General features: G+C 66.6%; 19 protein-coding genes. 6 read left to right on the top strand and 13 right to left on the bottom strand.

Going from position 1 to position 21765, the window contains the following annotated elements; all coding sequences use genetic code 11:
- Nucleotides 1-8: 8 nt before the first annotated feature.
- Genes mce through ASG20_RS14775 form a run of 4 tightly spaced genes read right to left on the bottom strand, consistent with a single transcriptional unit; the run spans nt 9 to nt 3058 of the window.
- The gene (gene mce, locus ASG20_RS14790) at nt 9-434 is read right to left on the bottom strand and encodes a methylmalonyl-CoA epimerase (RefSeq protein WP_056054314.1); all 426 of its coding nucleotides are present in this window, start codon (nt 432-434) and stop codon (nt 9-11) included.
- Nucleotides 431-937: a hypothetical protein gene (locus ASG20_RS14785; RefSeq protein WP_056054311.1), complete on the bottom strand. Its 507-nt coding sequence runs from the start codon at nt 935-937 to the stop codon at nt 431-433. The genes mce and ASG20_RS14785 overlap by 4 nt, the downstream gene beginning before the upstream one ends.
- On the bottom strand, nt 937-1506 hold the full coding sequence (locus tag ASG20_RS14780) for a hypothetical protein (RefSeq protein ID WP_056054308.1): 570 nt from the start codon (nt 1504-1506) through the stop codon (nt 937-939). Before ASG20_RS14780 ends, ASG20_RS14785 begins: the two co-directional genes overlap by 1 nt.
- A 25-nt stretch (nt 1507-1531) precedes the next feature.
- The gene (locus ASG20_RS14775; RefSeq protein ID WP_056054305.1) at nt 1532-3058 is read right to left on the bottom strand and encodes an acyl-CoA carboxylase subunit beta; all 1527 of its coding nucleotides are present in this window, start codon (nt 3056-3058) and stop codon (nt 1532-1534) included.
- A gap of 100 nt (nt 3059-3158) precedes the next feature.
- Between ASG20_RS14775 and ASG20_RS14770 the strand changes: the two genes are divergently transcribed.
- Nucleotides 3159-4553: a helix-turn-helix domain-containing protein gene (locus tag ASG20_RS14770; RefSeq protein ID WP_056054302.1), complete on the top strand. Its 1395-nt coding sequence runs from the start codon at nt 3159-3161 to the stop codon at nt 4551-4553.
- Between the two features lie 131 nt (nt 4554-4684).
- On the opposite strand, the gene ASG20_RS14765 is transcribed toward ASG20_RS14770, so the two are convergent.
- Nucleotides 4685-5098 (bottom strand): acyl-CoA thioesterase, encoded by a 414-nt coding sequence (locus ASG20_RS14765; RefSeq protein WP_056054832.1) that lies wholly within the window; start codon nt 5096-5098, stop codon nt 4685-4687.
- 181 nt (nt 5099-5279) lie between these two features.
- Here ASG20_RS14765 and clpB point away from each other — a divergent pair, with 181 nt between their 5' ends.
- On the top strand, nt 5280-7859 hold the full coding sequence (clpB, locus tag ASG20_RS14760) for an ATP-dependent chaperone ClpB (protein ID WP_056054299.1): 2580 nt from the start codon (nt 5280-5282) through the stop codon (nt 7857-7859).
- 76 nt (nt 7860-7935) lie between these two features.
- Here clpB and ASG20_RS14755 read toward each other — a convergent pair whose 3' ends face one another.
- Nucleotides 7936-11064 (bottom strand): TonB-dependent receptor domain-containing protein, encoded by a 3129-nt coding sequence (locus ASG20_RS14755; protein WP_056054295.1) that lies wholly within the window; start codon nt 11062-11064, stop codon nt 7936-7938.
- Between the two features lie 281 nt (nt 11065-11345).
- Here ASG20_RS14755 and ASG20_RS14750 point away from each other — a divergent pair, with 281 nt between their 5' ends.
- Nucleotides 11346-11867 (top strand): hypothetical protein, encoded by a 522-nt coding sequence (locus ASG20_RS14750; protein ID WP_056054292.1) that lies wholly within the window; start codon nt 11346-11348, stop codon nt 11865-11867.
- On the opposite strand, the gene ASG20_RS14745 is transcribed toward ASG20_RS14750, so the two are convergent.
- Genes ASG20_RS14745 through xseA form a run of 3 tightly spaced genes read right to left on the bottom strand, consistent with a single transcriptional unit; the run spans nt 11864 to nt 14371 of the window.
- Nucleotides 11864-12724: a M23 family metallopeptidase gene (locus ASG20_RS14745; protein WP_056054289.1), complete on the bottom strand. Its 861-nt coding sequence runs from the start codon at nt 12722-12724 to the stop codon at nt 11864-11866. The genes ASG20_RS14750 and ASG20_RS14745 overlap by 4 nt on opposite strands.
- Nucleotides 12721-12921, bottom strand: coding sequence for a DUF2093 domain-containing protein (locus ASG20_RS14740; RefSeq protein ID WP_056054286.1), 201 nt, complete (start codon nt 12919-12921; stop codon nt 12721-12723). The genes ASG20_RS14745 and ASG20_RS14740 overlap by 4 nt, the downstream gene beginning before the upstream one ends.
- 13 nt (nt 12922-12934) lie before the next feature.
- Entirely contained in the window at nt 12935-14371 is a 1437-nt protein-coding gene (gene xseA, locus ASG20_RS14735; RefSeq protein WP_056054284.1) for an exodeoxyribonuclease VII large subunit, read from the bottom strand.
- On the opposite strand from xseA, the gene purD reads away from it, so the two are divergent.
- Both purD and ASG20_RS14725 read left to right on the top strand, forming a co-directional pair.
- Nucleotides 14370-15632 carry a phosphoribosylamine--glycine ligase gene (gene purD / locus ASG20_RS14730; protein WP_056054281.1) on the top strand — a complete coding sequence of 421 codons (1263 nt, stop codon included), beginning with the start codon at nt 14370-14372 and terminating at the stop codon, nt 15630-15632. The genes xseA and purD overlap by 2 nt on opposite strands.
- A 193-nt stretch (nt 15633-15825) precedes the next feature.
- A complete protein-coding gene (locus tag ASG20_RS14725; RefSeq protein ID WP_056054278.1) occupies nt 15826-16611 on the top strand; it encodes a hypothetical protein in 786 nt (261 codons plus the stop codon).
- A gap of 28 nt (nt 16612-16639) precedes the next feature.
- Here the strand turns inward: ASG20_RS14725 and ASG20_RS14720 are convergent, their stop codons facing one another.
- A complete protein-coding gene (locus tag ASG20_RS14720; protein WP_056054828.1) occupies nt 16640-18160 on the bottom strand; it encodes a hypothetical protein in 1521 nt (506 codons plus the stop codon).
- A 67-nt stretch (nt 18161-18227) separates the two neighbouring features.
- On the bottom strand, nt 18228-19529 hold the full coding sequence (locus tag ASG20_RS14715; protein WP_056054274.1) for a hemolysin family protein: 1302 nt from the start codon (nt 19527-19529) through the stop codon (nt 18228-18230).
- Between the two features lie 183 nt (nt 19530-19712).
- Between ASG20_RS14715 and ASG20_RS14710 the strand changes: the two genes are divergently transcribed.
- Nucleotides 19713-20387, top strand: coding sequence for an OmpA family protein (locus tag ASG20_RS14710; protein ID WP_056054270.1), 675 nt, complete (start codon nt 19713-19715; stop codon nt 20385-20387).
- A gap of 147 nt (nt 20388-20534) precedes the next feature.
- On the opposite strand, the gene ASG20_RS14705 is transcribed toward ASG20_RS14710, so the two are convergent.
- Complete coding sequence (locus ASG20_RS14705) at nt 20535-20882, bottom strand: tRNA-binding protein (protein WP_056054267.1); 348 nt, start codon at nt 20880-20882, stop codon at nt 20535-20537.
- A complete protein-coding gene (locus ASG20_RS14700) occupies nt 20869-21543 on the bottom strand; it encodes a glutathione S-transferase family protein (RefSeq protein WP_056054264.1) in 675 nt (224 codons plus the stop codon). The genes ASG20_RS14705 and ASG20_RS14700 overlap by 14 nt, the downstream gene beginning before the upstream one ends.
- Nucleotides 21544-21765: the final 222 nt, after the last annotated feature.

Below are 21765 nucleotides of genomic sequence, written 5' to 3'. Positions count from 1 at the left end.
GATCTCTCCTAGTGCGCGCCGGTATCGCCCGGCGTCTCCATCAACTCGACCAGCATGCCGCCGAAATCCTTCGGGTGCACGAACACGATCGGCGTACCATGCGCGCCGATCCGCGGCTCGCCCAGCACGGTCGCGCCTTTTGCCTTCAGGTCGGCGACAGCCTCGGCGATGTCGGCGACCTCGAAGCAGACATGATGCTGCCCGCCTGCCGGGTTCTTGCGCAGGAAGCCGGCGATCGGCGAACTCTCGTCATACGGTTCGATCAGTTCGATCTGCGTATTCGGCGCATCGATGAAGCACACCTTCACGCCCTGCGCGGGCAGGTCGAACGGCTCGCCGATCGCAGTCGCACCGAGCAACAACCGATACGTCTCGACCGACTTCGCGATCGACGGCGTCGCGACTCCGACGTGGTTGAGGCGGCCTAGCGTCATTGGGCATCCTTCGGTGGTGGCGGCGCAACCGGGACGACACCTAGGGTATAGCCGCAGACGCCGAGCACCTGCCGGATCATCGCATCGCCGGTCGGCGCGACGAAATTCGCCTGCACCGCGAAGTTCGCGCCGTTGGTGGTTTCAATGCGCACCGTCTTCGACTTGACGAGGAACGTCGTCAGCCTGGTAATAGCTTCGGGGTCGGCGGTGTACGTACCAGTCCCCGGAAACTGCCAGTTGTAGGTGAATGCCGGCCCGCCATCGAAGCGGACCGCGACGGGCTTGTCCGCACCCGATCCGAGCGATTGCGGCTGGATGAACTGAAGCGACACGATCGGCTCGGACGCGACGTCACACTTGACGACCAACCGTGAGAGTCCGTCATTACCGGTGACCGACGTGGAAATGCTGCGCACGCCTGCCGGGCTGGTGCGATCGGCGAGTTTCCAGGCGGGCGCAGGCGCGGCTGTGGCGACGGCCTGGAGCAGGAGCAGACCGAGCATCACGCGATCACCATCGGCGTACCGGCGAGCACCGTACGAAGATTGGCATCATCAGCCCGCTGAACGAGCACCTGCTGCTTCAATCCGAGCTCAATCTCCACGATGGCGGTCGTGTTAGCGACCGCTTCGACGACAAAAGGCTTGGACGACTTGTTCTGCACCCTGGTTTCGAGCGTATGAGTCCCCGGCCCCACCGTCAGCGCCGCGAAGCGCGGGCTCTTCAGCTGCGTCCGCACCTCGCCATCGACATAGACGTCGACACCGGCCAGCTTGCCGACGAAACCCCGACGAAAGACGATCAGTCGCGCGGTGCCGTCGACTACCGGGGCCAACGCCGCCTGCCGGGCATCGCTGCTCGCAAGCGCAACGCGCTTATTACCGGCGAGGAGAAGATAGATCGTCCCTGCGACAACGCCCATCGAAAGGCCGATGATCGGCGACGGCAGCGGTTGACCGCTTCGCCCGGCCGCGGCGGCTGCGAAGAAGGCCAGCACGAACGACGTGAGCATCGCCACGCCGAAGACGATGCCGACGAATATGAGCTGTTTCGACAGTGGCAGTTTTTTCAAGATCGCCTCCCGAGCGACTGGATCGTCACAGCGGGATGTTATCATGCTTCTTCCAGGGATTCTCCAGCGCCTTGCCGCGGAGTTTCCGTAGGCCGAGCGCGATGCGGCGGCGGGTCGAGTGAGGCTGGATCACTTCGTCGATGAAGCCCTTCGACGCGGCGACGAATGGGTTCGCGAACCGCGCCTCGTATTCCGCGGTGCGTTCGGCGATCTCTTCCGGCGTCTTGCCGCGGAAGATGATCTCGACCGCGCCCTTGGCTCCCATCACCGCGATCTCGGCGGTCGGCCACGCATAGTTCAGGTCGCCGCGCAGGTGCTTCGACGCCATCACGTCGTACGCGCCGCCATACGCCTTGCGCGTAATGACGGTGATCTTCGGCACGGTCGCCTCGGCATAGGCGAACAGCAATTTCGCGCCGTGCTTGATGATGCCGTTATGCTCCTGCGCGGTGCCGGGCAGGAAGCCGGGGACGTCGACGAAGGTCACGATCGGGATCTCGAACGCGTCGCAGAAGCGCACGAACCGCGCCGCCTTCTTCGAGCTGTTGATGTCGAGCACGCCCGCGAGCACCATCGGCTGGTTCGCGACGAAGCCGACCGTGCGGCCCTCGATGCGGCCGAAACCGGTGATGATGTTGGCGGCATGCGCCGGCTGCGTCTCGAAGAAATCGCCTTCGTCGACGGTCTTCCGGATCAGCTCGTGCATGTCGTAGGGTTGGTTCGCCGACGCCGGGATCAGCGTGTCGAGGCTCTCCTCGATCCGGTCCCACTCGTCCGCGGTCGGCCGCTCGGGCACGCCGTCCCGGTTCGACGCGGGCAGGAAATCGAAGAAATCGCGCGCCGCGAGCAACGCCTCGATGTCGTTCTCGAACGCGTTGTCGGCGACCGACGTCTTGGTGGTGTGCGTCACCGCGCCGCCAAGCGCCTCCTGCGTCACGACCTCGTTGGTCACCGTCTTGACCACGTCGGGGCCGGTGACGAACATGTAGCTCGAATCCTTCACCATGAAGATGAAGTCGGTCATCGCGGGGGAGTAGACCGCGCCGCCGGCACAGGGCCCCATGATCAGCGAGAGCTGCGGCACGACGCCCGAGGCGAGCGCGTTGCGCTGGAACACCTCGGCATAGCCGCCGAGCGAGGCTACGCCCTCCTGGATGCGCGCACCGCCGCTGTCATTGAGGCCGATGATCGGCGCGCCGACCTTCATCGCGCTGTCCATCACCTTGCAGATCTTTTGCGCATGGCGTTCGCTCAAGGAGCCGCCGAACACGGTGAAATCCTGGCTGAAGACGAAGACGAGGCGGCCGTTGATCGTGCCCGAGCCAGTGACCACGCCGTCGCCGGGGATCACTTGGTCCTGCATGCCGAAATCGACGCAATTGTGCTCGACATACATGTCGAGCTCCTCGAACGATCCCTCGTCTAGCAGCACGTCAAGGCGCTCCCTCGCGGTGAACTTACCCTTGGCGTGCTGCGCTGCGATCCGCTTGAGGCCCCCGCCGACTCTGGCGGCTTCGCGGCGGCGTTCAAGCTCTTCGATCGTCGATGACATCGTCTCTCCGTCCTGCTGATTGCCTTCACAGAGCGGGATGCGATGCGCAAATGCAATGTTGCAAACTTGCCGACGTGATGTTTGCAAACTAGGCGGAGGGATGACTCTCCCCGCACGTCGCCTCTTCGTCGGACACCGCTTGCGCGACCTGCGCCGTGTCCTCGGGATCAGCCAGGCGGCGATGGCGGCGCGGATCGGGCTGTCGGTGAGCTACCTCTCGCAGATCGAGAATGGTGACCGGCCGGTGACCGAAGGCGTGCTGATCACGCTCGCGCGTGAGTTTCCGGCGGACTGGGGCAGCATCGATGCGGCGGACGATACCGCGCTGCTGATCGCGACGCTGGAGGCAGTGTCGGATACCAGCGTCGAGGCGCCCGCGCTCGACGAGACCGCAGTGCGGCGAGCGGTGAAGCACCAGCCGCTGTTGGCGCAACGCCTCGTCGCGATGCACGACGCATATCGCCGCGCGCAGGAGCAGTTGCGGGCGCTCGACGACCGGCTCGTGGCGGGATCGGGGGCGCCAGGGCTGCTGCCGTGGGAGGACGTGCGCGACTGGTTTCATGCGGCGGGCAATTACGTCGATGCGCTCGATCGCCGCGCGGAGGAGATCGGCGAGACTTTGGGGGCGGACCGGATCGCGGCTCTTGAGACTCGGCTGGCGGCAAGAGGCGTGTCGGTCGCGATCTCGGGCGCGCTTGCTGCACCTTTGCGCGACTATGACGGCGCAACGTTGCGGCTCGACGGATCGCAGCCAGGCGAGACGACCCTGTTCTCGCTCGCGCACCAGGTTGCGCGGCACGAGTTCGGCGACGTCATCGGCGGGATCGTCGCGGCGTCGGAGATGGCGTCCGAAACGGCGCGCGCGCTGCTGACCGCGGGGCTGACCAATTACGCCGCGGGGGCGATCGTCATGCCCTACACTCGCTTCCGGACGGAGGCTCGGAGTGTCCGCCATGACATCGACCGGTTGCGGCGGATCTTCGGGACGAGTTTCGAGCAGACGTGCCACCGGCTCTCGACGTTGCAGCGGCCGGGCGCGCTCGGCATCCCGTTCTTCTTCTGCCGCGTCGACATGGCCGGCAACATTACCAAGCGGCACTCGGCCACCCGCCTCCAATTCGCGCGGTTCGGGGGGGCGTGTCCGCTGTGGATCGTCCATGAGGCGGTGGCGATTCCGGACCGCATTCTGACGCAATTGATCGAGACGACCGACGGCATCCGCTACGTCTCGATGGCAAAGGGGCTGGTGAAGCCCTCCGAAACGTACACGAGGCCGGCGCGGCGCTATGCGGTGGCGCTAGGGTGTGAAGAGGCGAACGCGTCGGAGTTCATCTACGCGGATGCGCTCGGGACGGGCGGGATTGCGACGCCGATCGGGTCTTCGTGTCGCGTCTGTTTGCGGACGGATTGCGACCAACGCGCGTTTCCACCCGCGGCGAGCGGGATCAGGGTGGATCCGGACCGGCGCGGGGCGGTGCCGTACGAGGTGGTGTGACGCACTAGATCCAACGCACCACCGCGGCGAAGGCCGGGGCCCAATTGGGAGACGGCAATAACGAAGGGCTGTGCGCGCTTACTTCCACCTTACCAATTGGGCCCCGGCCTCCGCCGGGGTGGTGGTCTAAATCAGGCTGCCGCAGGATCTTTCGGAAAGAAATGCTCGACGACGCTGTTCGCCAAGCGGGACGGCCGCAGCGTCTCGGCATCAAGACAGCACCAGCTCGACTTCACCTCGGCGAGCACGTCCTCGCCACGCTTGATGATCGTCTCGTAGAACGCGCGCGCACCCTGGACCTTCTCGAGCAGCACCGTCGCGATGACGTCGTCGTCGAGGAACGCCGGCTTGCGGTAGGTAATCTCGTGCTTCAGCGCGACCCAGAGATGCCCGGCCACCGCCTCGGCGGGCGCGAGGCGCTGCCAGTGGTCGATCACCGCGGCCTGTACCCACTTCAGATAGTTCGCGTTGTTGACGTGACCCATGAAGTCGATGTCGGCCGGCTCGATGCCGATGGCGTAAGTATGGGGAATCGCTGTTGTCACGTGCCATATATAGCATGCGAACCTGAACATAGCGATGACGGCGGCGCTTCGATACCGACAATAAACGCTATTCCGGATGCCTCGCGCGGGCCCTAGCATCCTACCTGCGCCCGCCTCTTGTGTTGCCCAAATACAACACCATCTTTCGGCCAACACCGAAACACTCCCTCAGGAATTCGTCATGAACATCGACAAATTCACCGATCGCGCGAAGGGCTTCCTGCAATCCGCGCAGACCGTCGCGATCCGCATGAACCATCAGCGGATCGCCCCCGAACATCTGTTGAAGGCGCTGCTGGAAGACGAGCAGGGCATGGCTGCCGGGCTCATCACGGCGGCGGGCGGCGACGCCAAGCGTGCGACCTCGGAGACCGACCTGGCGCTGGCCAGGATACCCGTCGTATCGGGCTCGGGCGCGCAGACCACACCGGGGATCGACAACGACGCCGTCCGCGTGCTCGACCAGGCCGAGCAGATCGCGGCCAAGGCGGGCGACAGCTTCGTCACCGTCGAGCGGTTGCTGGTCGCGCTCGCGCTGTCGCTCAACACCGCGGCGGGCAAGGCCTTGAAGGCTGGCGGCGTGACGCCCGAGGGGCTGAACACCGCGATCAACTCCTTACGCCAAGGCCGCTCCGCCGACACCGCGGGCGCCGAGGACCGGTATGATGCGCTGAAGAAATTCGCGCGCGATCTCACCCAGGCGGCACGCGACGGCAAGCTCGATCCCGTCATCGGTCGCGACGAGGAAATTCGTCGCACGATCCAGATCCTCGCGCGCCGCACCAAGAACAACCCCGCGCTGATCGGCGAACCCGGCGTCGGCAAGACCGCGATCGCCGAGGGCCTCGCCCTGCGCATCGCCAATGGCGACGTGCCCGACACGCTCAAGGATCGCCGGCTGATGTCGCTCGACCTCGGCTCACTGATCGCAGGGGCGAAATATCGCGGCGAGTTCGAGGAGCGGCTGAAGGGCGTGCTCGACGAGGTGAAGGCCGCCGAGGGCGACATCATCCTGTTCATCGACGAGATGCACCAGCTGATCGGCGCGGGCAAATCCGAGGGCGCGATGGACGCCGGCAACCTGCTCAAGCCAGCCCTCGCACGCGGCGAATTGCACTGCGTCGGCGCGACCACGCTCGACGAATACCGCAAATACGTCGAGAAGGACCCCGCGTTGCAGCGGCGGTTCCAGCCGGTGATGGTCGGCGAACCGACCGTCGAGGACACGATCTCGATCCTGCGCGGGCTAAAGGAGAAGTACGAGCTCCACCACGGCGTGCGGATCACCGACGGCGCGATCGTCGCCGCCTCGACGCTGTCGAACCGCTACATCACCGACCGCTTCCTCCCCGACAAGGCGATCGACCTGATGGACGAGGCCGCGTCGCGGATCCGCATGGAAGTCGAATCGAAGCCCGAGGCGATCGAAAATCTCGACCGGCGGATCATCCAGCTGAAGATCGAGCGCGAGGCGTTGAAGCGCGAGACCGACGATGCGTCGGTCGACCGGCTCGACACGCTGGAGGGCGAACTCGTCAACCTGGAGGAGCAATCCGCCGAACTGACGACGCGGTGGAAGGGCGAGAAGGACAAGATCAACGCCGAGGCGCGGGTCAAGGAACAGCTCGATGCCGCGCGGCTGGAGCTGGAGCAGGCGCAGCGGTCTGGTGATCTCGCCAAGGCGGGCGAGCTTTCCTACGGGACGATTCCGGGGTTGCAGCGCCAGCTCGACGAGGCGGCGGGGGCGACCAAGGGCGCGATGCTGCGCGAGGAAGTGACCGCGGATGATATCGCCGGGGTAGTCAGCCGCTGGACCGGCATCCCTGTCGAGCGGATGTTGCAAGGCGAGCGCGACAAGCTGCTGGCGATGGAAGCGACGATCGGCAAGCGCGTGATCGGCCAAGCGCATGCTGTGAAGGCGGTCTCGACCGCAGTGCGGCGGGCGCGTGCGGGGTTGCAGGATCCGAACCGGCCGCTGGGGTCGTTCCTGTTCCTCGGGCCGACCGGCGTCGGCAAGACCGAGCTGACCAAGGCGCTCGCCGAATTCCTGTTCGACGATCCGTCGGCGATGGTCCGCATCGACATGAGCGAGTTCATGGAGAAGCACGCGGTCGCGCGGCTGATCGGCGCGCCTCCGGGCTATGTCGGTTACGAGGAGGGCGGCGTGCTGACCGAGGCGGTGCGCAGGCGTCCGTACCAGGTGATCCTGTTCGACGAGGTCGAGAAGGCACACGGCGACGTGTTCAACGTGCTGTTGCAGGTGCTCGATGACGGGCGGCTGACCGATGGCCAGGGCCGCACGGTGGATTTCAGCAACACGCTGATCATTCTGACGTCGAACCTCGGCAGCCAGTATCTCGCGAACATGGCGGAGGGCGACGACGTGTCGTCGGTCGAGCCGCAGGTGATGGAGATCGTCCGGTCGCACTTCCGGCCGGAATTCCTCAACCGGCTCGACGAGGTGATCCTGTTCCACCGCCTCGGTCAGGCGCACATGGCGCCGATCGTCGACATCCAGGTGTCGCGCGTCGACAAGCTGCTCGCTGACCGCAAGATCGTGCTCGACCTGACCGATGCGGCGCGCGCGTGGCTCGGCCGCGTCGGCTATGATCCGGTCTACGGCGCACGGCCGCTGAAGCGCGCGGTCCAGCGGTATCTGCAGGACCCGCTCGCCGACATGATCCTACGCGGCGAGGTGAAGGACGGCGCGACCGTGAAGATTGACGAAGGCGATGGCAAGCTCGTGCTCCAGGTCGCCTGAGCCGTCTTCGCCCGACAAAAAAAGGGGCGGCAGATCGATGATCTGCCGCCCCTTTTTCCTGGTCCCGAAGGATCGCTTACATGTCGATGGTCAGACCAACGAACAGGTAGCGACCGACAGCGTCGTAGATGCCGGGATAGGTGTTGCCGTTACCGAACGAACCGATCGGCGATGCCGTCGCGCTGAGGATCGGCGGCGTCTTGTCGAACACGTTGTTGGCACCCATGCGGAAGGTGAACTTGTCCTCGACACGCACCGTTGCGGCGAGATCGAAGTAGCTCTGGGCCTTCACGCGGGCATCACGGACGAAGAACGGACCGCTGAGATCGGAATCGCTGCTGGTGCGCTCGAACTTCGTCGCCGACAGGTAACGCCAGTTACCCGAGAAGCCGATGCCGTTCGGGGTGTTCAGCGAGATGCGCGCCTGGTGACGCCACTTGGACATCGGATAGCCGCACTGAGCGCCGAACAGACCTGCGCAATCGAACTTCGCCCCAGCCTTGTCGGAGGTGAACTTGTCGACATACGTGCCGTTGAACGAGAGCCCGATCGTGCCGATGCTGTCCGAACGGAAGGTGTAGCCAGCCGACGTCTCGATGCCCTGCGTCAACAGCGAACCGGCATTGACGTTGGTATCGACGATGAACCCGTTCGTGCCCTGGAACAGCGTGCCGTTGGCGTCGCGGTTGATCGCCCCGCAGAAGCTCTGCTGACCCGTCGCGATGCACTGTGCGATGATCGTGTCGGCACCGATGGTACCGATGCGATCGTTCAGTTTGATCCGGAAGCCATCGACCGACAGGTTGAAGCCCGGCAGGAACGACGGACGCAGGATGGCGCCGATGGTGACCGTGTCGGCCTTTTCGGGCTTCAGGTTCGGGTTGCCGCCGACCAGGCCGTTATACTGCTCCGAGGGGTTGTCCTGGACCAGACCGAAGCGGTTTGCAGGGACACCTGCGCGGGCGCACTGTGCCGCCGTGTTGCCGTTGACCAGACCGTTGACGGCCAGACCTGCGCAAGGATCGGTCGCACCGTCGATCTGCACCGACTGCTGCGCAAACAATTCCTGCGTGTTCGGCGCACGAACCGCACGGTTGTAGCCGCCACGGAAGCGGATGTCCGAGATCGGCGCCCAGACCAGTTCACCCTTGTACGAGCTTGCCGACCCTGCGGTGCTGTAGCTCGCATAGCGGTAACCGCCGCTGACGGTCAGTTCGTTGAAGAACGGGCGACCGCTGACGAGCGGGACGATGAGTTCGCTGAACGCTTCCTTGACGTCGTAGCTGCCACGGATCGGCAACGTCGCGCCGCCCTGGCCGGCGAGATCGCCGCTCAGGAAGCCGTTGTCGACTTCGAGGCTCAGCGACTCCTTGCGGTACTCGCCACCGACGTTCAGCGCGATGCCTTCGCTCGCGTACGGCGACTGGACGCCGTACTCACCGCCCCTGAAGGTCATCGACGCGTTGACGACCTTTTCCTTGTTCTCGCCCGACTGGAAACCAGGGGTCTGGACGTAGCCCAGTGCCGCCGGCGTGATGCCTGCCGCGCCGAAGATGTTCAGCGGGACGCAGCTCGGATCGGTACCGTCGACGACCGAGCGGCAGACCGCCTGACCGAGCGTCGCCGAGCCGGGACGAGTGTCGGTGATCGCATCGAGCGCACGCGTGGTCCGCGCGATCGAGAATTCGTTGCGGTACACCTGGTTGAACACGGTGCTGCCGAACTGGCCGTACGCCTCGTACGAGATGCCCTTGTCGATGTCGCCGCGGGCGCCGAGGACGTAACGGTACTGCGTGTGACGGAGATCCGCCTGGCGACCGCCGCCTTCGACGTTGCGACGACCGATCGTGACGTTCGCCTGCTGATACTGCGTGCCGTCGGGGTTGGTCAGGTTGATGACGTTGCCGTTGGCATCCCGCTTGAGGTTCGTGTTGCGGAAGAAGGTCGCCTGCTGCGCCGCCGACAGGAACGGGTTATTGCTGTTCAGGGTGTCAGTGTTGCTGAAGTCACCCGACGGGGCGATCTGCGCAACAGAGCGATCGTCCATGAACATGAACTCGGCGTACGGCTTGAACGCGCTGCTGACTTCGTAGTTGGCCAGGAAGCCCGCGGTGTAACGCGTATCGGGACGCTGGTAATAGTTCAGCGGGTTGGCGTTGTAGAGCGTACGACCGGGGGTCAGCGCACCTGCGCCGTTCAGCGTGTACTGCTGCTGCAGGCCGCTTGCTGCGCCGTTGACGACCGAATCGCCGAGCGAGAAGTTCGCTGGCGCTGCCGTGGTCGAACCGCCGCAGACATAGTCGTTGCCACCGGCGCCCGGGGTATTGAAACCGCACGAGCTGTAGTCGCGCGAACCCTGCAGGATCGCACCGATCTTGCGGTAGCCGCCGTAGCCGACGACATGGCCGCGACCGTCGCTGGTACCCGCACCGACCTTGAAGTTGATGTCGAACTGCGTGCCGTCGAACGACTGACCGGTCGGCGCCGGATAGCCGCGTGCGGTGTTCAGCGCCTTGAAGCGCGCGCTGTCGTTATTGTGGTTGTAGATGCCGCCCGAGGTATCGATGCTGAAACCCTCGTAATCGGTATCGAGCACGAAGTTGACGACGCCGGCGATTGCGTCCGAACCATAGACCGTACCAGCGCCGCCGGTCAGCACGTCGACGCGCTTGAGCAGCGACGTCGGGATCATGTTGACGTCGGCGGCCGCGCTGGCCGTGCTGCTCGACGACGGGTTGCCCGGCATCAGACGGCGACCGTTGACCAGCACCAGCGTGCGCGATTCACCGAGGTTACGAAGGTTGATCGTCGCGGTCCCGGTCGAACCGTTCGACACCGACGAGGTCTGCGACGCGAAGGCCGACGGCAGGCTGTTCAGCACGTCTTCGATACGCGTCGCGCCGCGCAGCTTGATGTCTGCTGCGTTGACGACGGTGATCGGGCTCGCCGAAGTCAGGTTCGGGTTGGAGATGCGCGAACCGGTCACGACGATGTCGCCACCCTGGGCCGTACCCGCAGCGGCGGGGTCCTGGCTCGGCGTGTTCGAGACTGCCGGGGTCGTTGCAGCGGCACCGTCGTCGCTGCTGGTGCCCTGCGGCGCGGGAGCCGGTGCCGGCGTGGTCTGCGCGAAGGCTGGCAGAGCGACGATCGCGCCTGCGATCATCGTCGACGCCATCAGGCAGTCGCGGAACATGTGGTTGCGCATGGTTATCTTGATCCCTTTTGAATCGGCGAATGTTTCCGCCCGATACGATCCATTGTGCGACCGCGTGGTCGCCGCTGCGCGCGATGTCGCAAGACCGGACCCCGTTGTCCAAAAGAAAGTTACAAATGGGCCTCGATGCGTCGCATTGCGCGGCGGATGTCACCAAATAGCAACAACCCGCCCCGATGCTGCATTTGCGTACGACAGCGGGAGCGTCGGCGCGTCCTTGCCGCCCTCCCCGCGCCGGCCTATTCCGGGGCAGGCAAGGGGAATGAGTAGATATGCGGATCGCGGCGATTGTGGTGGCAACGGGACTGTTGGTCACGTCGGCTGGACCGGCAACGGCGGGAGCAAAGTCGCGCAAGACCGAGCGCGCGCCGCTGTTGGTGGCGGTAACGCAGTGTCGCGCGATTGCAGAATCGGCCGCGCGGCTGAAATGCTTCGACGCATCGGTCGCCGCGCTGGACGTCGCCGAGCGCAGCCAGGCAGTCGTCGTGGTCGACCAGCAACAGGTCCGCGAGACGAAACGAAACCTGTTCGGGATCAGCCTGCCGAACCTCGGCCTGTTCGGCAGCGACGATTTGCCGCAGATCGAAACGACGCTGGCGAGCGCTGCGGACGATGGCGCGGGGCATTGGAGCTTCGTCATGGCGGACGGCGCGCGCTGGACGCAGACCGACGACAATATCATCGCCCGCCGCCCACGCGCGAACGACAAGGTGATCATCAAGCGCGCCGCGCTCGGCAGCTTCCGCTTGAGCGTCGGCGGGCAACCCGGCGTGAAGGCCAAGCGCCAGAACTAAGGGCGCATCGGACCTGTCACCAGCATCGGCCCCGTTACCAGCATCGGGTCGAGCTTGGCGTCGTTCCAGCGTAGCGCCCAATGGAGGTGCGGGCCGGTGGCGCGGCCGGTCATGCCGGAGGCGCCGATCGGCTGGCCCTGCCGGACATGGTCGCCGGGCTTCACGTCGATCCGCGAGAGATGCAGGAACGCGCTGTTCAGGCCCATGCCATGGTCGAGCATCAGCAGATTGCCCTCCAGCGTGAACGGGTGATCGGCCGCGAGGATCACGACGCCGTCGGCGGGTGCGGTGACGATCGTGCCGGTCGGGATCGCGACGTCGGTGCCGGAATGATAGCTGCCGGGTTCGCCCTTGTAGACGCGCTGCGATCCGAACAGGCCCGAGATGCGGCCGGTTGCTGGCCATGCGAACGCCTGGCGCCAGCCCTGCGCGTCAGTGGTGCGGGCACGGGCGGCGACGATCTGGGCGAGTTCCGGCGGACGCAGTTTGGCGAAGACCGGGTCAGGCGCGGGGAATTTGGGGAGCGTGTCGAGGCGCTCGATCCGCCAGGCGCGCGGCGCGATCGTTAGACTTTGCGTAACATTGTGGCCGTCGGCGAGTGTCGCCATCAGTGTGGCTTGCGGGCCAGCGTCGCGGTCGAAACCGGCGATGAAGCGGCCGTCGGGGGAGAGCGCGATCGGCTTACCGTTCAGCGTGAGCGTGCGCGTACCGGCAGGGGCGGTGCCGAGGATCAGCCCGCCCTGGCTGAGCGTGCCGGTCCAGCGGAAGGCGGACTGGTTCGCGGTATTCGAGGGCGGTGCTTGCTGGGCGGCGGCACCGGATGCAGCTAGCAGGACGAGCACCGCCGCGCGGATCATCGTGGCGCCATCGCTTCGCTGGCGGCGGCGGCGGTGGAATAGGCTTCCTGGCGCGCGACGCTCCAGTAGCGCAGGTCTTCGAGCGCGATGCGGTGGCCGGTGGCGGCGCAGGCGACGTGGTCGCCGGGGCTGAGCACGCGGAAACCGTTAGCCATATAATGCAAGCGCGCGGCGCGGTCGGAGTTGGACATCAGCATTGCGGATCTTCTTTTACAGCAGGGTCGGCTGGCGCGGCGCCGCTTCGGGCGCGGGCTTTGCCTTGGGGGCAGCATAGGTTTTGGCGGCGGGGCGCTCAAGGCCGGTGTCCGTCACCGCGTCAACCACGCCGTCGCGGAAGTGGAGCGTCAGGGCCCCCGCGTCGCGCGCCGACGTGGCCGAGGCGAGCGTCTCGCCGCCGGGCCGGGCGGTGACACGCGCATAGCCGCGGTCGAGGATCGCGTCGGGGTTGAGCGATTGGACGAGCCGCCACGTCGCGTCGAGCTGCGCGCGTTTCGCTTCGAGCTTGCGTTCGAGCGTGGCCGGACGAAGCGCTGCGCCCGAGCGATCGAGACTGCCGCGTGCGAGCGTCAGGCGACGTTCGAGGCCGCGATCCAACCGCTGGCCAAAGTCGTCCGCGCGCTGGCGCTGCGGCCCGAGCAACTGGTCGCGCTTCGGCAGCAACCGCGCCAATGCATCGAGGCGCTCGCGGCCACGCTCGACATGACGCCGCGCACACCGCTCGGTGCGGTTGCGGTGGCTGTCGATCGTCAGCCGCAGGTCGGCGAGCACCGGCACCGCGATCTCGGCCGCGGCGGTCGGCGTCGGCGCGCGCAGGTCGGCGGCGAAATCGCACAAGGTGGTGTCGGTCTCGTGCCCGACCGCGGAGATGATCGGGATCGTGCAGGCGGCGACCGCGCGGACCACGACCTCCTCGTTGAACGACCACAGATCCTCGACCGAACCACCGCCGCGCGCGACGATCACGAGGTCGGGGCGTGGCACCGGGCCGCCGGGGACGATCGCGTCGAACCCGCGGACGGCTGCGGCGATCTCGGCGGCGGAACCCTCGCCCTGCACCTTCACAGGCCACACGATGACGTGCGTCGGGCAGCGATCCTCGAGCCGGTGGAGAATGTCGCGGATCACCGCGCCGGTGCCCGAGGTGACGACGCCGATCACCTTTGGCATGAACGGCAGGCGTTTTTTCCGCGTGCCGTCGAACAGCCCCTCGCCCGCGAGTTTCGCCTTCAGCTTCTCGAGCAGCGCCATCAGCGCGCCGGCACCCGCCAGCTCCATGCGCTCGATCACGATCTGGTATTTCGAGCGGCCGGGATAGGTGGTGAGCTTGCCGGTCGCGATCACCTCGATGCCGTCCTGCGGCACGAAGGCGAGGCTCGACGCATTGCCCTTCCAGATCACGCCGTCGATCACCGCCTGGTCGTCTTTCAGCGACATGTAGCAATGCCCGGAGGCGACGCGCTTCCAGCCCGAGATCTCGCCGCGCAGGCGGACATGGCCGAATTCGCCCTCGACCATCCGCTTCAGCTTGAACGCGAGTTCGCCGACCGACATGGCGAGTGCGTTGTCGCCGGGGACTTGCTCGGCTACCAGCCGCCCCATGTTTGCCACCATGTCGCTGGACAATTCATCGGAAAAGGGATCGGGCATGAACGTCCTGCTGCTGGGCTCGGGGGGGCGCGAACATGCGCTCGCGTGGAAGCTGGTGCAATCTCGCGGCCTCGATACGCTGTATGCCGCGCCGGGCAACCCCGGGATCGCGCGCGTTGCGACGCTCGTGCCGCTCGATGCGACGGATCATAGCGCGGTCGTCGCGTTCGTACGCGAGCATGAGGTCGGGTTGGTCGTGATCGGGCCGGAAGCGCCGCTGGTCGACGGGCTCGCGGACTCGTTGCGCGCGGCGGACGTTCCGGTGTTCGGGCCCTCGAAGGCGGCGGCGCAGCTGGAGGGGTCGAAGGGCTTCACCAAGGATCTGTGTTTCCGCGCGAACATCCCGACCGCGGGCTATGTCCGTGTGAAGAGCCGCGAAGAGGCGGATATCGCGCTCGCCCGTACCTTCTCGCTGCCGGTGGTCATCAAGGCGGACGGCCTCGCCGCGGGCAAGGGCGTCGTCATCGCGTTCAGCGCCGCCGAAGCCGATGCCGCGCTCGACGCGCTGTTCGCCGACGGTGAAGCCGAGGCGGTGATCGAGGAATTCCTCGAAGGCGAGGAGGCGAGCCTCTTCGTGCTGACCGACGGCGTGTCGCTGATGCCGTTCGGGTCCGCGCAGGATCACAAGCGCGTCGGCGAAGGCGATACGGGCCCGAACACCGGCGGGATGGGCGCGTACAGCCCTGCCCTCGTGCTGACACCCGCGCTGGAGAAGCGCGCGATCGAAGAGATCGTCGCGCCGACCGTCGCTACGATGGCGGCGGAAGGCATGCCGTTCTCGGGCGTGCTGTACGCGGGACTGATGCTGACGCCGCAGGGACCGAAGCTGATCGAATATAACGCGCGGTTCGGCGATCCCGAGACGCAGGTACTGATGATGCGCTTCCAGGGTGACCTGCTCGCGACGATGCTGGCGGTGGCGGAGGGGCGGCTCGGCGAGATGCCGCCGGCGCAATTCAGCGACGAGACCGCGCTGACGGTGGTGATGGCGGCGGAGGGGTATCCGGGCACACCCAAGTCCGGTGGCACGATCGTCGGGCTCGATTCCGCGCGGGCTGCTGGCGGCACGGTGTTCCACGCAGGCACGCGGCTTGAAGACGGTGGGCTGGTCGCATCGGGCGGGCGCGTACTGGCCGTGACGGCAACCGGCGACGACGTCGCGACGGCGCAGGCCAACGCCTACCGCGCGGTCGAGGCGATCGATTTCCCGGAGGGCTTCTACCGCCGCGACATCGGCTGGCGCGAAATCGCGCGCGGGTGATGCACTATCCTCCCCCGCCAGGGGGAGGTGGCTGGCGCTTGCCAGACGGAGGGGGCGGCAGGCGAAACCGCTGTGCCGTATCCGCCCCCTCCGTCACCTACGGCGACACCTCCCCCTGGCGGGGGAGGATCAGACAAGTCCACCTAGCCAATTACCTCTCGCCGCCCTTCGCTCGCATCGCTACGGTATGGGAATGAACGAAACTTCCGCGACCTCCGCCTCGGGCCTGAGCCTGTTGCCCGATGGCATCGCCACGCTGACCGCGATCCACTTCACGATCCTCGCCGTGGTGGCGATCCTCGTGGTGATCGGGCTGATCTGGGGCATCCGCGCCAAGCGCAGCCGCACCAAGGCCGCACACGACGTGATCGCCAACGCCGAGGAGGCGGGCGTTCCCCCCGAGCCCGTCCCGGCGAAACCTGCGGTCGAAGGGCGCGACGCCGAACCCTCCCAAACGCAGACGCAGAAGCAGGCGCAGCCGGTCGCGCCCGTTCGCGTTGCCCCGCCCCCCGCCCCGCCCGAACCGGCGTCGCCAGCACGTCGCGCCCCCGAGCCGCCCCCTGTCGCGCGCGCCGACGACCTGCCGAAGACGCCCGACCGTCCGGCGGCCGACCCCATATCCGCCTCGCCGCCGTTGGACGCGAGCCCGGCTGCGGAACCCGCGCCGGCAGCGGTGCTGCCGGTCGAAGACGCTTCGGTGGAAACGCGCGCATCGGCGCCAGCGCCCGTACAGTCCTATGGCGGCGATCCGGTGACGCAGCTGAAGGGCCTCGGCCCCAAGGTCGCGGCGCGGCTCGGCGAACTCGGCGTGTCCACGATCGACCAGATGGCGGCGTTGACTGAGAGCGAGGCTCAGTCGATCGACGCCCAGCTCGGCAACTTCACCGGCCGCATGCACCGCGATCGGTGGATCGAGCAGGCGCGCCTGCTCGCCGCGGGCGAAAAGGCCGGGTTCGAGGCGAAGTTCGGCAAGCTCTGATCGCGCCGCCACACCAAGCGCGCGCACCTCAGTCGAAACGTAGGCGGTATCCGGGCGTCGACGGCGTGCGACGCCGATAGACCGCGACCCGCTTGCGCCCGAGCGGCATCTGCGCGGCCAATCGATAGTCGCGCGCTAGCCGGGCAACCGCGGCGGCGCGGATATCGGGTCGTTCGCCATCATAAGTCGGCCCCATCACGACGATCTCGGGCGCGCGGGTGAAGATACGGGCGAGTTCCGCCCCCTGATCCACGCCGATCGCGCCGGTTTCGCGCGTGCGCGTCAGGTGGCTGGGGAAGACGTAACGCGAGACCGCGCATCGCCCCGTCGCGGGATACACCATGCTCGACGACGAATAGACGTAGAGGCAGCCGGGCCCGCGCCCGACCGCGCCGACGAGCGCGGCGAACTGGGCGGGCGTGCCGCGACGCTGGCGATCGATCACCAAGGACGCCTGCCCCGCCACCGCGGCAATCAGGATGAGCACGATCCCGACGACGCGCCCGCGCGGGTGGGCGAGCAGCCCCGCCGCGATCACCGACGCGGGCAGCATCACCGGCAACGTATAATGATCGGTCCACGGCGGCAGCAGCGCGAACGTCAGCAGCGCGGCGAGCAGCCATCCGGTCAGGAAACCGCGCGATCCGGCGATGCGCTCGGCAGGCGATGTCGGGGATTTCGCCGTCGCCAGCCCCGCCGCCGCCATTGCCAGCAACGGAAGCAGGATCGCGGCGGCTTTGGCGAGATTGGCCAGTTCGGCCGCGATCGGATCCGCCTTGCGGGCGAAGATCGATGCGAAGTTCGCGAAGGTGAAGGCCGCCAGCGCGTCGAGATGCACGTAGGCGGCGACGGCGACGATCGTCGGCAACACCGCTAGTCCCGCGAGCACTGCGCCGCGACCGAGAACGGCACCGATCTTTCGTGCCCCAATCTTCGGCACGGGGGTCTCTCGCGTACGCCGCCAATCGTCGAACATCAGCCAGAGCCCGAGATACATCCCCTCGAGCGCCACGGTGTATTTGATCTGAATCGCCAGTCCGACGAGCAGCATGGCAACCGCCCCGCGCCAGAACATGGCGCCGCGCCGATCCACGATCAGCCAGACGGCAAGCGCCATCGCCAGATTGTAGAAGACCGGCGTCTGCCCGCCCTGCCCCCCGGCGATCGTGATCCAGACGAGATAGGCGATCCCCGCGAGCGTCCCGCCGCGAGTCCAGCCCGCGACGTCGGCAAGCCGCGCGACGATCAGCGCGGTGGTGGCGGCGCAGGCGAGCGCCATCGCCTGATACAGCCAGATTCCCGCGGCAAAGGGCAGCGCGCCTGGTACCGCGTAGAGCAGGAACACGCCGATCGGCTTGCGATCCCAGATGTCGACGAACGGCAGCGCGCCGTCGATCATCGCGCGCCCCGCGGCGAAGTAGAATTCCTCGTCGGTATACAGGATCGGATTGCCGAGCGTGATCAGCCGCGTCGCGATCGCCACGGCGACGAGGATGGCGAGACGGTACGCCGTCGCTGGCGCCCGCTTGGTTGCCGACAGCTCTGCCATGCCGGTGCTCAAGGTTCGATCGCGCAGACGCCGCGGCGCGCCGACGGCGTTCGGGCGCGCCAACAGGTCAGGTCTGACTCACCAGCAACTTGTCGATGCGGCGGCCGTCGAGGTCGACAATCTCGAACTTCCAGCCCTGTTCGACGAAGCTTTCGCCCTCGCCCGGCAGATGGCGGAACACCGACAGCGCGAGCCCGGCGACGGTCGCGTAGTCGCGGTCCTCGGGCAGGTCGATGCCGAGGCGGTCGGCGAGCGAATCCGCCGCCATCGTTCCCGCCACCAGCAACGAGCCGTCGTCGCGCACCACGACCGATGGCGCATCGTCCGGATCGGAGTCCGACTTGAACTCGCCGGCGATCGCTGCGAGCAGGTCGGCCGGCGTGACGATGCCTTCGAAATGGCCGTATTCGTCGTGGATCAGCGCCATCGGCACCTCGGCCTCACGGAGCGCCAGCAGCGCATCCATCGCGTCGATCTGGTCGATCACCACCGGCGCTTTGCGCATCAGCGCGCGCAGGTCGATCGGCTCGCCGCGGAAGAGTGCTGCGGCGATATCGCGCGCCTGGACGACGCCCTTGACCGCGTCGATCGAGCCTTCGCCGACCGGCAGGCGCGTGTGCTGCGACGCGAGCAGCGTCTCGCGGATCTCGTCGGGGCCCCAGTCGCAGTCGAGCCAGTCGATCTCGGTGCGCGGCGTCATCACTTCGCGCACCGGGCGATCCGCGAGGCGGACGACACCCGAGATGATCGAGCGCTCATGCTCCTCGATGATCCCCGACTTCGACGCCTCGGCGACGATCATGTGGAGTTCTTCTGCGGTGACGTGCTCTTCCGATTCGCGGTTGAGGCGGAGCGCGCGGAAGATCAGCGCGCTGGTCGAATCGAGCACCAGCACGATCGGTGCGGTGCCGATCGCGAGCCAGCGCATGACGGGCGCCATGAACGACGCGATCGCCTCGGGTGCTCGCAACGCGAACTGTTTCGGCACGAGCTCGCCGATAATCAGCGACGCGTATGTCGTGAAGCCGATGACGATCGCGAACCCGGCGGTCTCCGCGGTCGAGGCGGACAGACCCCACGCCTGCAACCGCGCGGCGGTCGGCATGCCGAGGCTGGAGCCCGAATAGGCACCCGCGAGGATGCCAATCAGCGTGATGCCGATCTGGACGGTCGACAGGAACTTGCCGGGGTCGGCGGCGAGCACGAGGGCGGCGCGTGCGCCCTTCTTGCCCGAGCGCGCCATCGCCTCGAGCCGCGCTTTCCGCGCGGAGACGATCGCGAGTTCGCTCATCGCGAACACGCCGTTCAACGCGACGAGCGCGAGGATGATCGCGACGTCGATCCAGGGGAAGGGGGGAAGCGGTGCCATTGGCTCACGCGCTCTTTGCAGGACAACGGTCCGTCGCACAACCGTCCTTACGCATGCTCGACATTACGCGCCGAAGATGATCAGGCTCGGTTCGGTGCGCAGGCGGAACAATCGTCGCGACACTGGGTTATCGGGCGTATCGGGCATTAGGCCGTCATTCGTCATGTCTCAGGGAGTTTATCGATGAAAACCAAGATGTTCGCAGGCGCTGCACTCGCCGCGCTGATCGCCACCAGCGGCTGCACCACCGATCCGGAGACCGGTCGCCAAACCATCTCGAAGACGGCCTTGGGCGGCATCGGCGGCGCGCTCGGCGGCTATCTGCTCGGCGACGTGGTCGGTGGGCGGCATGACCGGACCGAGAAGCTCCTCGGCGCGGGCATCGGCGGTCTCGCGGGTGCAGGCATCGGCGCGTACATGGACAAGCAGGAGCGCGATCTGCGCGCGCGCACCGCGGGCACCGACGTGCAGGTGATCCGCCAGGGCGACGATCTGGTGCTCAACATCCCGTCGGGCATCACCTTCGCGTATGACAGCGCCAACGTGCAGCCGCAGTTCCAGCGGACGCTCGACCAGGTCGCGGACACGCTGTCGCAATATAACCAGACCTATGTCGACGTGTACGGGCACACCGATTCGACGGGCAGCGATGCCTATAACCAGACGCTGTCGGAGCGTCGTGCGCGTTCGGTCGCGGATTATCTGTCGGGTCACGGCGTACAGAGCGCACGGATCGGCACGCGTGGGTATGGCAAGACGCAGCCGATCGCGTCCAACGACACCGACGCGGGTCGGGCGGCTAACCGTCGCGTCGAGGTGAAGATCGTGCCGATCACGCAGAACGACCTGCGCCAGTAAGCGGCGGGCCACGGTTGATCCTCCCCTGCAAGGGGGAGGTGTCGCCGAAGGTGACGGAGGGGGAGGACGCGGAACAGCCGTTTCGCTTTCCTCCCCCTCCGACTGGCAAGCGCCAGCCACCTCGCCCTGGCGGGGGAGGATTATTGTTCAGAACAGTCGCCCGCCGTTCCGGACCGGTCCGGTCGGCGAGATCAGCACGACCTTCCCGTCCGCATCGGGGAAGCCGAGCGTCAGGACTTCGGACATCATCGGGCCGATCTGGCGCGGCGGGAAATTGACGACCGCGGCGACTTGCCGCCCGACCAAAGTCTCAGGCGTGTAATGCTCGGTGATCTGCGCGGACGAGCGCTTCACGCCGATCTCCGCACCAAAATCGATCCGCAGCTTGATCGCGGGCTTGCGTGCTTCGGGAAAGGGCTCAGCCTCGACGATCGTGCCGACGCGGATGTCGACCTTCTCGAAGTCCGCGAACGTGATCACCTCAGAAATCGACATTGTCGTAATGCGCCGGGGGTGAGATCAGCTCCATCCGCTCGGACAGCAGCGGGCGGAAGCTCGGGCGGCTCTTGAAGCCGCGATACCAGCGCGCGGTCTGGTCGTGGCCCTTCCAATCGATCCCGCCGAGATAATCGGTGACCGAGATCTGCGCAGCGGCGGCGAGATCGGCGAGGCTCATCGTCGCGCCGCCGAGCCAGTTCCGGTGATCGAGCAGGTAATCCATATAATCGAGATGCCCGACCGCGGCCTTCATCGCCTCGCGCAGGCCCTTCGCGTCGGGCGCGGTGCGGTGCGCGAGACGCTTGACCATGCGTTCGTGGAGCAGCGGTCCGGTCACGTCGCGGTAGAAATGCGTGTCGAACCACGTGACCAGACGGCGGATCTCGGCGCGGTTGGTCGCGGTGCCGTTGATCATCGCCGCCTTCTCGACGGTTTCCTCGAAGAATTCGCAGATCGCCATCGAATCGATCAGCGGCGCGACGCCGCGCGACGCGTCGACCATGACCGGGGTCTGGCCGGCGGGGTTCATGTCCATGAACTCGTCGCGGCGATCCCACGGCGATTCGCGCACCAGCTCGTAGCCGACCCCCTTCTCGCCCAGCAGCAGGCGCACCTTTCGCGAGAAGGGACACAGGGGGAATTGATAAAGCTGCCACATGCCATCCGTTTAGGCGGTGGGGGGCGGCTGTGTCACTAGCGCGGGTTGGCGTCGCGTAAGAAGATTTGGTTCACGCGGAGGCGCGGAGACGCGGAGACGCGGAGGTGTTGCATTCGCGGCGAGCGAAGCTCCTTCATCACGGATCGTATTAGGAGAGATGCAGAGGGACTTTAGCTCCGCGTCTTCGCGTCTCCGCGTGAAACCCTCTAACTTGCACCACCC

Origin of the sequence: Sphingomonas sp. Leaf198 (genome assembly GCF_001424005.1) — a bacterium.
In the GTDB taxonomy this organism is placed as follows: domain Bacteria; phylum Pseudomonadota; class Alphaproteobacteria; order Sphingomonadales; family Sphingomonadaceae; genus Sphingomonas.
This window is presented reverse-complemented; position numbering and strand designations above follow the sequence as displayed.

Bases quoted from the DNA above. Each gene is read 5' to 3' on its own strand.
- mce (WP_056054314.1), bottom strand. From the start codon at position 434: ATGACGCTAGGCCGCCTCAACCACGTCGGAGTCGCGACGCCGTCGATC.
- ASG20_RS14785 (WP_056054311.1), bottom strand. From the start codon at position 937: ATGCTCGGTCTGCTCCTGCTCCAGGCCGTCGCCACAGCCGCGCCTGCG.
- ASG20_RS14775 (WP_056054305.1), bottom strand. From the start codon at position 3,058: ATGTCATCGACGATCGAAGAGCTTGAACGCCGCCGCGAAGCCGCCAGA.
- ASG20_RS14770 (WP_056054302.1), top strand. From the start codon at position 3,159: ATGACTCTCCCCGCACGTCGCCTCTTCGTCGGACACCGCTTGCGCGAC.
- clpB (WP_056054299.1), top strand. From the start codon at position 5,280: ATGAACATCGACAAATTCACCGATCGCGCGAAGGGCTTCCTGCAATCC.
- ASG20_RS14755 (WP_056054295.1), bottom strand. From the start codon at position 11,064: ATGCGCAACCACATGTTCCGCGACTGCCTGATGGCGTCGACGATGATC.
- ASG20_RS14750 (WP_056054292.1), top strand. From the start codon at position 11,346: ATGCGGATCGCGGCGATTGTGGTGGCAACGGGACTGTTGGTCACGTCG.
- ASG20_RS14745 (WP_056054289.1), bottom strand. From the start codon at position 12,724: ATGATCCGCGCGGCGGTGCTCGTCCTGCTAGCTGCATCCGGTGCCGCC.
- ASG20_RS14740 (WP_056054286.1), bottom strand. From the start codon at position 12,921: ATGCTGATGTCCAACTCCGACCGCGCCGCGCGCTTGCATTATATGGCT.
- purD (WP_056054281.1), top strand. From the start codon at position 14,370: ATGAACGTCCTGCTGCTGGGCTCGGGGGGGCGCGAACATGCGCTCGCG.
- xseA (WP_056054284.1), bottom strand. From the start codon at position 14,371: ATGCCCGATCCCTTTTCCGATGAATTGTCCAGCGACATGGTGGCAAAC.
- ASG20_RS14725 (WP_056054278.1), top strand. From the start codon at position 15,826: ATGAACGAAACTTCCGCGACCTCCGCCTCGGGCCTGAGCCTGTTGCCC.
- ASG20_RS14720 (WP_056054828.1), bottom strand. From the start codon at position 18,160: ATGGCAGAGCTGTCGGCAACCAAGCGGGCGCCAGCGACGGCGTACCGT.
- ASG20_RS14715 (WP_056054274.1), bottom strand. From the start codon at position 19,529: ATGGCACCGCTTCCCCCCTTCCCCTGGATCGACGTCGCGATCATCCTC.
- ASG20_RS14710 (WP_056054270.1), top strand. From the start codon at position 19,713: ATGAAAACCAAGATGTTCGCAGGCGCTGCACTCGCCGCGCTGATCGCC.
- ASG20_RS14705 (WP_056054267.1), bottom strand. From the start codon at position 20,882: ATGTCGATTTCTGAGGTGATCACGTTCGCGGACTTCGAGAAGGTCGAC.
- ASG20_RS14700 (WP_056054264.1), bottom strand. From the start codon at position 21,543: ATGTGGCAGCTTTATCAATTCCCCCTGTGTCCCTTCTCGCGAAAGGTG.